Raw genomic sequence first — 11,116 nt, 5'->3', positions numbered from 1 at the left:
TCCGGCCCCGGAAGGTGATCAGGCCGATCTTGTCGCGGCGCTGGTAGGCGTCCAGCAGCAGGCTCAGCACCGCCGTCTTCACCGTCGTCATGCGGCGGCGCGCGGCCATCGAGCCGCTGGCGTCCACGACGAACAGCACCAGGTTGCCCTCGCGTCCCTCGCGGTCGGACTCGCGCAGGTCGTCCGGCCGCAGCACGAGCCCGGCGCCTGACCGGCCGCGCGTCCGCTGGTGCGGGGCGGCGGCCAGCAGCGTCGCCACCACGTGCGGGTCGCGGACCCTGCCCGCAGGGCGGCGCGCCCCGGTGACGCGGCCGCGCGCCGTCCGCGACCGCGACCGGCGTCCCGCGACGCCGTCGCCGACGCCGGGCACCTGCAGAAGCGGGACCGCGTGCGGCTCAGAGGCGGTCGCGACCCGCTCGCCGCCGCCCGCGCTCTCCGTCCGCTCGTCCTCCCCCTGCCTGGGGGAGGGCGGCTCGGCCGGTCCCTCCGCGTCGCCGCCGGGCGGCGGGCGTTCACCTTCGTTCCCGCCGTTACCCCCGCCGTCGCCGCCGCCGCCGTCGTCGGGCGGCGGGTCGTCGTCGGGAGAGGTGTCGTCGAGCAGGTCGTCCAGCCGCGACTCGTCCAGGCCCGGCGCGTCGAACGGGTCGCGGCGGCGGCGATGCGGCAGCGCCAGCCGGGCGGCCGCGCGGACGTCGTCCGCCGCCACCTCGTCGCGGCCGTGCCAGGCGGCGTGCGCGAGCGCGGCGTTCGCCGTGACGATGTCGGCGCGCAGGCCGTCCACCTCGAACCCGGCGCAGACCGCCGCGATCTGCTCCAGCCGCTCGTCCGGCAGCCGGACGCCCGCCAGCCGCTCCCGCGCCGCCGAGATGCGCCCGGCGAGCGCGGACTCCTCGGCGGCCCAGCGCGCCGCGAACCCCGCCGGGTCGGCGTCGAACGCCAGCCGCCGCCGGACGACCTCGGCGCGCTCCCTCGGCTCCCGCGACGCCCGCACCTCGACCGTCAGCCCGAACCGGTCGAGCAGCTGCGGGCGCAGCTCGCCCTCCTCGGGGTTCATCGTCCCGACCAGCAGGAACCGCGCCGCGTGCCGGACCGACACCGACTCCCGCTCGACGTAGCAGGTGCCGAGCGCGGCCGCGTCCAGGAGCAGGTCGACGAGGTGGTCGTGCAGCAGGTTCACCTCGTCCACGTACAGGACGCCGCGGTGCGCCGCCGCGAGCAGCCCCGGCTCGAACGCCTTGACGCCCTCGGTCAGCGCCCGTTCCACATCCAGCGACCCGGCGACCCGGTCCTCCGACGCGCCGACCGGCAGCTCCACCAGCGCGGACGGCCGCCGCAGCGCCGGCGCGCCGGGGCCGTGCGGGCCGTCCGGGCAGGACGGGTCGGGCGCGGCCGGATCGCAGGCGAACCGGCAGCCCGCCACCGTGTCCACGGCGGGGAGCTGCGCGGCGAGCGCGCGGACGACCGTCGACTTGGCGGTGCCCTTCTCCCCGCGCACCAGTACGCCGCCGACCCGCGGGGAGACGGCGTTGAGCAGCAGGGCCAGCTTCAGGTCGTCGAGGCCGACGACGGCGGTGAACGGATAGGCGTCGTTCAGGCGGCCGTCGTCCATCAGGACGAGGGGGCCGGGCCGCGGCGCGGAGACCGCAAGCGGCCACCGGCCGATCCGGGAATCGGAGCACGAGCAGGAGCCGGCGGCGAACTCACGGGTACCTCCATAAGGGATCTTGCGCGTCCCGGACGATGAGGTCGCGGTGGTCCGAGTGACCTGGCTCCCGGGCTCACCGACCCGGATACAGTGGCGCGTCCGCACCGGCCTCTCACCGGATTTCCCTCGGACAACCGCGGAACAGGGGGACGGTACGGTCTCGCTCCCGCGGCTGTCAAGATCACACGTGCCCAGGTCAAGGGCCGCGACAGGTAACACTTTCATCCCCATTGTCATGAATTATTGCGACTTCCTTGCAACTACGACGTGTGTCACCATGTGCGGTGTAGGCGATGGCGGACGAGGAAGCCGGTGCGATTCCGGCGCGGTCCCGCCACTGTGATCGGCGAGCGGATCCCGACGACGCCACTGCCCGTGCGAGCGGGCGGGAAGGCCGGGACGAGCATCGACCCGAGAGCCAGGAGACTCACGCGGTCGCCTCCTCGACTGGACTGGGGCGGATCTCCCCAGAGAGGAGAGGGCTTCATGCCCAGGGGCTCAACACGCCCGGCGTCACGGGATTCGACACGCCCGGCGCCGCGCCGTCCGACTGCACGCCGTCCGACCGCACGCCGGGCCGCCGCGACGACCGCCGCTTTCCGTACCCGTATCCGGGCGCGGGCGTCGGTGCTGCTCGTCGCGGTGCTGCTGATCGCCGGATGCGGCGGGGACACGGGGCGCGCCGGAGACGGTCGCGCGGGCGCGGCTCCGCCCGGCTTCCCGGTGACCGTGACCAACTGCGGGGTGACGACCGTCTACCAGCGGCCGCCGCGGCGCGCGGTGTCGCTGAACCAGCACGCGACCGAGGTGATGCTCGCCCTCGGCCTGGAGAGGTCGATGGCCGGGACGGGCTACCTCGACGACCGGATCCTGCCGGAGTTCCAGGCCGCCTACGACCGGGTGAAGGTGCTGTCCAAGGAGTACCCCTCCTACGAGACGCTGCTCGCGGCCGAGCCCGACTTCGTCTACGGCGGATGGGCCAGCACGTTCGAGGAGAAGGAGGGCCGCGGCCGGGCCACCTTGAAGAAGGCCGGGATCGACACCCACCTCAACGTCGAGGAGTGCCCCAAGGGCCCGGTGACCATGGCCACGGTCGACGAGGAGATCCGGACCATCGCCAAGATCTTCGGCGTGCCGGACCGGGCCGAGCGGCGCATCGCCGCGCTGCGCGCCGTCCTGGACCGGGTCAAGGCGCGGCTCGCCGCCCCCGCTCCCGCCGCGACGCCGGTCAAGGTCGCCGTCTACGACAGCGGCGACAAGACCGTGCTCACCGCGGGCGGCGCGGGCATCGGCGACGAGATCATCCGGCTGGCGGGCGGGACCAACCTGTTCTCCGACGTGCGCAAGGCCTACGGGGACGTCTCGTTCGAGCAGCTGGCCGCGCGGGCGCCCGAGGTCATCGTCATCTACGACTACGGCGACCGGTCCGCCGAGGACAAGAAGAGATTCCTGCTGTCCAACCCCGCGTTGAAGGACGTTCCCGCCGTCAGGAACGAACGGTTCGCGGTCCTGCCGCTGTCGTCCACGGTGACCGGCGTCCGGGCGGCCGGAGCGGTCGAGTCGCTCGCCCGCCAGCTGCACCCGGCGCGGTTCCCGGGGGGTGCGGTGGGACGTCCGTCAACAACGACGACGGCGAGTCCCACATGACCGGCGTTGCCGAGCCTCGCGTCTCCGGCGGACGGACGGCGGTCGCCGCCGCCCCCCGGCGCCGCGTCCGCCTTCCCTATCCGCTGGTCCTGGCGCTGTTCGGCGCGCTGGTGCTGGTGGCGGGCACGGCGGGGATCGCCGCGGGCTCGGTGCGGATCCCGCCGGGCCAGGTGTGGGGCATCCTGCTCCACCAGGTGCATCCCGCGCTGGCCGACCCGGTCTGGTCGCCGGTCCGCGAGACGATCGTGATGGACGTCCGGCTGCCCCGGGTGCTGCTCTGCGCGGTGGTCGGGGCGGGCCTGTCGGTCTGCGGGATGGTCCTGCAGGCCGTGGTCCGCAACCCGCTGGCCGACCCGATGCTGCTGGGCGTGTCCTCGGGCGCGATGGTCGGCGCGGTGCTCGTGGTGGTGTTCCCGGTCGCGTGGTTCGGAATCTTCTCGATGCCGCTGGCCGCCTTCGCGGGCGCGCTGCTGGCCCTGGTGCTGGTGTACTTCCTGGCGCGCTCCGGCGGCCGGATGACCACGGTGCGGCTGATCCTCGCGGGCGTGGCCACCGCCGAGGTGCTCACGGCGGTCGCGAGCTACCTGGTCATCACGTCCGACGACCCCCGCGCCGCCGAGTCGGCGCTGCGCTGGATGCTCGGCGGCCTGGCCGGCACCACCTGGACGCTGCTGTGGATCCCCGCCGCCGTGGTGCTCGCGGGCACGGCGGTCCTGCTCGGCCTGTCCCGTCCCCTCAACCTGCTGCTGGCCGGGGAGGAGGCCGCCACGGCCCTCGGACTGGACGTGCACCGCTTCCGCGGGGCGCTGTTCACGCTGGTCGCCCTGATGACCGGCGCGATCGTCGCGGTCAGCGGCTCGATCGGGTTCGTCGGGCTGATCATGCCGCACGCGGTGCGGCTGCTCGTCGGCGCCGACCACCGCCGCGCCCTGCCCGCCGCGGCGCTGCTGGGCGCCGGGTTCCTGGTCGTCGCCGATCTGGCGGCGCGGACCCTGATCAGTCCCGAGGAGATCCCCGTCGGGATCCTCACCGCGCTGGTCGGCGGCCCCTTCTTCCTTTTCCTGATGAGGCGGAAGGCGGTCCGATGACCGCAGCGAAGCGAGGATCTTCGGGCCGCCTCTTCCGGGGGGCTGGGGGTCGCCCCCCGGAGAGGCAGGGCCCGGTGACCACGGACGCGGTGACCGCGTCCCGGGCCGGATCCGGGCCCCGGCCCGGGACGCTGCGGGCCGAGGACGTGTCGGTCGTCGTCGACGGCCGGCCCCTGGTGGACGCCGTCTCGCTGACGGCGGCGCCCGCGGAGATCGTCGGGCTCGTCGGCCCCAACGGCGCCGGGAAGTCCACCCTGCTGCGCACCTTCTACCGCGCCCGGCGCCCCACCTCGGGACGGATCCTGCTGGACGGCGAGGACGTCTGGCGCATGCCGGGCAAGCACCTCTCCCGGCACCTGGCCGCCGTCCTCCAGGAGACGCCCGGCGACTTCGAGCTGACGGTGTACGACGTCGTGGCGATGGGCCGCACCCCGCACAAACGCGCCTTCCAGGGCGACGACGCCGGCGACCGCGCGATCATCACCGGGTCGCTGGCGGAGCTGGAGGCCGCGCACCTGGTCGACGCCCCCTTCGACCGGCTGTCGGGCGGGGAGAAGCAGCGCGTCCTCATCGCCCGCGCGCTGGCCCAGCGGACCGGTGTCCTGGTCCTGGACGAACCGACCAACCACCTGGACCTGCGGCACCAGATCGACGCGCTCCACCTCGTCCGCCGGCTCGGCGTCACCGCGGTCGTCGCCCTGCACGACCTCAACCTGGCCGCCTCGTTCTGCGACCGCCTCCACGTCCTGGACGCCGGCCGGACCGTCGCGACGGGGCCGCCGGGCGACGTGCTCACGCCTGACCTGCTGGCCGAGGTCTACCGGGTCGACGCCGAAGTCGTCGAGCACCCCCGCAGCGGCCACCCGCAGATCACCGTTCTTCCCGCGGAACACCGTCCGAGAAATGGCGAGCCGATGACCTGGATGTCGCCTGACTGAAAACCGAGACCCTGACGGAAGGTGAACTCCGAAAACGTCCGGCCCGCCCGGCCGAACGACCCGCAATAGAACGGCGGCGACAAAATCGCCTTGAGCGGTATCCGATTTCCGTGGCCGCCGGATATCGACCGCCCCCTGCCGCGAAATGGAGAGCCGCTCCCATGACACGCCTCTCGCCCGCCGCGCCCCCCGCCGCCCCCGCGCCCGCCGCCCCCGCCGCCGTCATGGCGGCGCTCGCCGAGGGCGCCCCGCTGGGCGACTTCTTCGCGATCGCCGTGGGAGGCCCGGAGACCGGATGGCGACCGGCCGACGACGCCTACGCCACCGGTGCGCAGGAACTGGTCGACGCGACCGCGCAGCGCTACGGCGCCGGCGAGCCGCGGATCGCCGCCTCGATCACGCAGCTCGGGCATGCGGCGCGGCTGTGGTCACCGGTCCTGTACTGCGCGGCCGCGCACGGAATCGTCCTCGACCTGGAAGAACTGCGGCAGGCCGAGGACGGTCCCGCGCTCCGCGTCCCGGCCCCGCGAGGCCACCGCGCCCCCGCGGACGGACGCCTCGCGCAGGCGCTCTACCAGGTGGTCGTCGTCCGGCATCTGGACCGCATGGCGGCGGGCCTGCGCGTCAAGGTGGCCGCCGGCCTGCTGTACGGCAACGCCGCCTCCGCCCTGGCCGAGGCCGCCCGCGCGATCCTGGCCGCCCGCCCGGAACTGCACGGCGACCTGGTGCGGCTCACGAAAGACCTGCTGACCACCGGCCGCCTCGCCGGGACCGGGCGGATCACTTCCGCCCGCCTGGATTTCCGGCGCCGCAGCTGCTGCCTGTACTACCGGGTCCCCGGCGGAGAGAAGTGCGAGGACTGCTCATTGGCGAAGCAGGTCGACGATCAACGAATTGACGAAGGAAATGCGCGCGATCCTTGTTGACTCATGCGTGCGTATCTGCTTATTCTTCTTGCAAGAAGATCGCAGGTGCATAGAACTTGCGATAGATGGTGCATGTTCTGTGTGCGTTCCGAAAAGGAGGCCGCCATGGCTCACCACGGATTCGCTGAGCCGGAGGAACCCCAGAAGGGACTGAAGTCCCACACCCCCGCGGTGGACGCCCCGTTCGAGTGGCGTGAGGACCGCGAGGCCGAGCAGACCGAGCTGACCGAGAGCTGACCGGGCGATGGGGGAGCGGTCCGCGGGGCCGCTCCCTTCTCTCCCTCACTCTCCTCACCCTCACCCGAGCGAGCGCGAAAGGAGCGATGAGGAACCGGTGGAACGCCCGGTGGACGACCGATCCGGTCTCATCGAGCGGGTCGAGCTCGACCGGCCGCGGGTGCGGCCCGTCCCGTCCTGCGTCTCCTACAGCGCCCGGACGTCGGCGGATCCCCGGCACGCGCCATGGATGGTCGACACCGTCACCGGCGGCGCCGCGCTGGCGGACCACGAGGCCGCGCGCCGGGCGGCCCTCGGGGAGGCCGTCGAGCGCTACTGCGCGAACGTCGTGCCTCCCGGGCTGCGGACCGGGTCGTTCACGACGCTGCGGCGCGCAGGCGTGAACGCGGTCGACCCGCGCGAGCTCGCGCTGTACTCACCCGCCCAGTACGCGCACCGCGGCTTTCCCTTCGTCCCGCTGACACCCGGCCTGGAGATCGCCTGGGCGGCGGGCCGCACCCTGGCCGGCGGCGACGAGGTCCTCGTGCCCGCGTCCCTGGCCTATGTCAACTACTTCCGCGGCGAGCGCGCCGCCGAGCCGCCCACCAACTACCCACTGCTCGCCGGAACGGCCGCGGGGACGAGCCCGCTGGAGGCGACCCTCTCCGCCTTGGCGGAACTGTTCGAACGCGACGCGGTTACCCTCTGGTGGCTCAGCGGCGCACCCGCCGCCGTCCCCGCCTTCGAGCCGGACGCGGACGGGCCCCTGGCGGCCGCGCTCACCGAAGCCGGCCGGGCCGGACTGCGCGTGTCCCTGCTGCGCATCCCCTCGACCTTCGAGGTGAACGTCGCCGGAGTGTTCATCGAGGACCCGGCGCGCCGGCTGGTCGCCTTCGGCAGCGCCTGCCGTCCGGCGGCGGAGGCGGCGACCGCGAAGGCGCTCACCGAGGCGGTCGGCATGCACGAGGCGGGCCTGGACCTGCTGGACGGCGAAGGCCCGTTCTGGACGGCCGTCCGCGCCGGAAGGATCAGCCGCCGGCCGTACCGCCCCCATCGAAACGACCGCGCCCACCTCGACGACTTCCGCCCCGATCTCCGCGACGTCAACGACGTGCGGCTGCATCTCCAGCTCTACCTCGACCCCCGCGCGCAGGACACCCGCCTCGACCGACTCCGCCACCCCGCCCCTGCCCACCCCGACCCCACCCGCGCGGAACCCGCTCGCGCGGAACCCGCTCGCGCGGAACCCGCTCGCGCGGAACCCGCTCGCGCGGAACCCGCTCGCGCGGAACCCGCTCGCGCCGAACCCGCTCGTGCGGACCACGCCCGCGCCGGATCCGCATGCGCCGGACGCGCAGGCGTCCTGGCCGGGCCGTCCCGGAGGCTCGACCGGTATCTGGGCCTTCTCGACGATCAGGGGCTGCGGGCCGTCGTCGTCGACCTCACGGTGCCCGAGGCCGCGGCGGCCGGGCTGAGCGTCGTCCGCGTCATCGTGCCGGGGCTGTACTCCAACGCCCCCGCGGCCTTCCCGTTCCTCGGCGGCGAGCGGCTCTACCGCGAGCCGCCGGCGCGGGGCTGGACGCCCGGCCCGCTCACCGAGGACGACCTCGTCCGCGTCCCCCTCCCGTTCTCCTGACCCGGCCGTCTGGAAGGAAGCGCCGCATGCGTCTCGGGCTGGCCCTGGGTTACGGCGGAGAGCCGATCGAGGACGTGCTGCCGCTCGTCGCGCACGCCGAACGGATCGGCGTCGACTCGGTGTGGAGCGTGGAGGAGTACGGTCCCGACGCCGTCAGCGTCCTCGGCTACCTCGCCGCCGCGACCCGGCGCGTCAAGCTCGGCACCGCCGTCATGCAGATCCCCGCCAGGACCCCGGCGGCGACCGCGATGACCGCGATGACCCTGGACGTCCTGTCGAACGGACGCTTCCACCTCGGCCTGGGACTGTCGGTGCCCTGGATCGCCGAGGGCTGGCACGGGCAGCCCTATGCCCGCCCGCTCCAGCGCGCCCGCGAGTACGTCGAGATCGTCCGCAAGGCGGTCGCGCGGGACGAGCGCGTCCGCCACGACGGCGAGATCTACCAGCTCCCCTACCGCGGGCCCGGCTCCACCGGACGGGCCCGCCCCGTCCGCTCGGAGATGGAGCCGCTGCGCCCGCGCATCCCGCTCTACCTCGGCGCCATCGGCCCGCGAAGCGTCGCGCTGGCGGGCGAGATCGCCGATGGCTGGCTGCCGGGGATGTACGCCCCCGAGCATGAGAAGGCCCTGACCCGTCCCCTCGACGAGGGGACCGAACGGGGCGGGCGCGGCCCCGGCGACGTCAAGATCGCCCCGATCGTGTACGTGGCCCGCGCCGCGACGGCGGCCGAGGGCCGCGACGACCTGCGCCCGCTGTTCGCGCACCTGATCGGCGCCGCCGGGGCGGGCGTCCGCAACACCTACTTCGACGTCGCCTGCCAGATGGGTTGCGAAGGCGCGGCCCACGACATCCGCGGACACCTCGCCGAGGGACGCAGGGACGCGGCCGCCGCGGCGATCCCCGACACACTGCTCGACCAGGTCGCGCTGGCGGGGCCGCTCCCCGCGATCGTCGACCGCATCTCCGCCTGGAAGGACTCCCGCGTGGACACCCTGATCCTTCTCAGCCGCGACACCGAACTGCTGGAAGCCGCACAGGCCGCACTGTGACATCGGCCGAGACGCCGCCGGACGACTCCGGGCCCGCCCGAGACTCCGGGCCTGCCCAAGACTCCGGGCCTGCCCGAGACACCGGGCCCGTCCGGCCGGGCGCCGGGATGCGATCGATCTGGAGGCTCGCCCTCCCGCTGATGGTCGCCGGGCTGACCCAGATCACGCTCAACGTCGTCGACACCGTCCTGCTGGCCCGGCTCTCGACGAGCGCGCTCAGCGCGTTCGCCCTGGCCGCGCCGGTCTACCTGGTGGCGCTGGTCATCGTCCGAGGCTGGGCCACGGCCGTTCAGGTGATGGTGGCCCGGCATCACGGCGCGGACCGGCACGGGGAGGTCGTGCAGGTCGTCCGGACGGGAGTGCTCACCTCGGCGGCCGCCGGAGCCGCCGTGGGCGCCGTCCTGTACCTCACCGCCGTACCGGTGCTGACCGTCCTGGGGGCCGGCCACGACCTGATCGGCCCGGGCGCCGACTACCTGCGCGTGCTGTCCTTCGCCGTCCCGTTCGCGGCCGTCTCCTTCACCCTGCAGGGAGCCTGCGCGGGCATCGGCGCGACCCGGGTCTCGATGTACACCGCGCTGCTGGCCAACGCCGTGAACCTGCCGCTCGGCCTGCTGCTGATCTTCGGCGCGGACCTCGGCGTCACCGGCGCCGCGACCGCCACCCTGGCCGCCACCGCCGCCGGAACCGGCTACGTTCTCGTCTACGCCAGAACCAGGTTCCCCCATGCGCGGGCCGTCCCCACCGTCCGGATCACCCGGAGCCTGTGGCGGATCGGCTGGCCGGAGATGTGCGCGATGGGCATCGGCTACCTCAACGAGGCGCTGCTCGCCGCGTTCGCCGCCCGGATGGGCACCCACGACCTGGCCGCCTACCGCATCGTCGACAACCTCACGCTCGTGCTGTTCACCGTCCTGACCGGCGCGGCCACGGCCACCACCATCCTGGCCGGGCAGGCGCTCGGCGCCGGCGACCGCGACGGCGCCGAGGCGTGGCGGCGCGCCGGGCTGCGGCTCCTGACGGTCCTGCACCTGGTCCCGTCCGCCGTCGTGCTGCTCGTCGGCGGCCCGCTGACCTCCCTGATCGCCGCCGATCCAGCGGTCGCCGACCGTGCCTGGTCGGCGATACCGCTGGCGCTGTTCAGCCTGGCGCCGCTGCTGGCCGCCCTCGCCTACGGCGCCGCGCTGCGCGCCGCCGGGGACACCCGCTCGGTCATGGTCGCGTCCGTGCTCGGCGACTACGCCGCCCTCATCCCGCTCGCCTGGCTGCTCGGCGTCCACCTCGACCTCGGCCTGCCAGGCCTCTACCTCGCCTGGACGGCCTTCGGGATCCTCTACTCCCTCCTGCTCCGCCGCCGCCACCGGCAGGCAGCCGCCCGGCGGTCAGGTGATGGAGGCGGCGGTGATCAGCTGAGTGGCGGCGAGCCCGGCGTGGACGGGGTCCATGGCGACGAGGGCCGCGGCGTCCGGCCGTCGTGTCCAGCCCGCCGGGCAGGCGGGCCACCAGGCTCTTGAGCCTGGTGGCGGCCAGTATTTGCGTGAGCTCGGCCTGGCCGGTGCGGCGCCGCCGTCGTCCTGCCCTCGGCATAGAGCTCCCGCATGCCCGAGAGCGCTCCGACAGCGGCGTAGAAATGGCCGACCGACGCCACGGACCGGCGGCGTGGTACAGATGATGATCGCAGGGGTTCAATTGGCCGGAATTGTCCACGTAATAGTCGTGATCGCCGCCGAATGATCGGCTGTGACCGTCGATATCCCGAAGATGGCCATAGGTCAGGCCGAGTTCCAGTGGTGTTCGTAGCGGTCGCCGAACCGTTCCGAAGCCAAGGGCCACGATTTCGCCATCGGGCGGTAGCGGCGCCACCCCGCCATCGGGCCACGTACTCGCGTGACCACGCACTATCGGTGGCGT

At 73.8% G+C, this 11,116-nt stretch carries 9 protein-coding genes and 2 riboswitches; of the genes, 8 read left to right on the top strand and 1 reads right to left on the bottom strand.

Features of this window, described 5'->3' with window-relative positions:
• Positions 1 to 1,609: ATP-binding protein (locus tag ACH34T_RS43550; protein ID WP_396026898.1), on the bottom strand; the 1,609-nt coding region annotated here is incomplete at its 3' end.
• A 151-nt stretch (positions 1,610 to 1,760) separates the two neighbouring features.
• Positions 1,761 to 1,830: riboswitch (cobalamin riboswitch) on the bottom strand.
• 125 nt (positions 1,831 to 1,955) lie between these two features.
• A riboswitch (cobalamin riboswitch) is annotated at positions 1,956 to 2,155 on the top strand.
• A gap of 177 nt (positions 2,156 to 2,332) precedes the next feature.
• On the opposite strand from ACH34T_RS43550, the gene ACH34T_RS43545 reads away from it, so the two are divergent.
• The 8 genes from ACH34T_RS43545 to ACH34T_RS43510 all read left to right on the top strand — a co-directional run bounded on the left by ACH34T_RS43545 (position 2,333) and on the right by ACH34T_RS43510 (position 10,719).
• Complete coding sequence (locus ACH34T_RS43545; RefSeq protein WP_396026897.1) at positions 2,333 to 3,352, top strand: ABC transporter substrate-binding protein; 1,020 nt, start codon at positions 2,333 to 2,335, stop codon at positions 3,350 to 3,352.
• Entirely contained in the window at positions 3,349 to 4,440 is a 1,092-nt protein-coding gene (locus ACH34T_RS43540; protein ID WP_396026896.1) for a FecCD family ABC transporter permease, read from the top strand. The genes ACH34T_RS43545 and ACH34T_RS43540 overlap by 4 nt, the downstream gene beginning before the upstream one ends.
• Before the next feature lie 74 nt (positions 4,441 to 4,514).
• Positions 4,515 to 5,378 (top strand): ABC transporter ATP-binding protein, encoded by an 864-nt coding sequence (locus ACH34T_RS43535; protein ID WP_396026895.1) that lies wholly within the window; start codon positions 4,515 to 4,517, stop codon positions 5,376 to 5,378.
• Between the two features lie 161 nt (positions 5,379 to 5,539).
• Positions 5,540 to 6,304 carry a (2Fe-2S)-binding protein gene (locus ACH34T_RS43530; RefSeq protein ID WP_396026894.1) on the top strand — a complete coding sequence of 255 codons (765 nt, stop codon included), beginning with the start codon at positions 5,540 to 5,542 and terminating at the stop codon, positions 6,302 to 6,304.
• 105 nt (positions 6,305 to 6,409) lie between these two features.
• Positions 6,410 to 6,541 carry a hypothetical protein gene (locus tag ACH34T_RS43525; RefSeq protein ID WP_396026893.1) on the top strand — a complete coding sequence of 44 codons (132 nt, stop codon included), beginning with the start codon at positions 6,410 to 6,412 and terminating at the stop codon, positions 6,539 to 6,541.
• Positions 6,542 to 6,650: 109 nt separating this feature from the next.
• Entirely contained in the window at positions 6,651 to 8,156 is a 1,506-nt protein-coding gene (locus ACH34T_RS43520) for a YcaO-like family protein (protein ID WP_396026892.1), read from the top strand.
• Positions 8,157 to 8,182: 26 nt separating this feature from the next.
• Entirely contained in the window at positions 8,183 to 9,205 is a 1,023-nt protein-coding gene (locus ACH34T_RS43515; RefSeq protein WP_396026891.1) for an LLM class F420-dependent oxidoreductase, read from the top strand.
• Between the two features lie 107 nt (positions 9,206 to 9,312).
• Entirely contained in the window at positions 9,313 to 10,719 is a 1,407-nt protein-coding gene (locus ACH34T_RS43510; RefSeq protein ID WP_396026890.1) for an MATE family efflux transporter, read from the top strand.
• Positions 10,720 to 11,116 lie beyond the last annotated feature (397 nt).

This window comes from Actinomadura sp. 9N215 (genome assembly GCF_044326345.1).
GTDB lineage: Bacteria > Actinomycetota > Actinomycetes > Streptosporangiales > Streptosporangiaceae > Spirillospora.
The sequence above is the reverse complement of the archived record's forward strand: the minus strand, read 5'-3'. Positions and strand labels throughout refer to the sequence as shown.

Excerpts from the sequence above, each read along its gene's own strand:
- ACH34T_RS43540 (WP_396026896.1), top strand. The coding sequence starts at position 3,349 with ATGACCGGCGTTGCCGAGCCTCGCGTCTCCGGCGGACGGACGGCGGTC.
- ACH34T_RS43530 (WP_396026894.1), top strand. The coding sequence starts at position 5,540 with ATGACACGCCTCTCGCCCGCCGCGCCCCCCGCCGCCCCCGCGCCCGCC.
- ACH34T_RS43525 (WP_396026893.1), top strand. The coding sequence starts at position 6,410 with ATGGCTCACCACGGATTCGCTGAGCCGGAGGAACCCCAGAAGGGACTG.
- ACH34T_RS43515 (WP_396026891.1), top strand. The coding sequence starts at position 8,183 with ATGCGTCTCGGGCTGGCCCTGGGTTACGGCGGAGAGCCGATCGAGGAC.
- ACH34T_RS43510 (WP_396026890.1), top strand. The coding sequence starts at position 9,313 with ATGCGATCGATCTGGAGGCTCGCCCTCCCGCTGATGGTCGCCGGGCTG.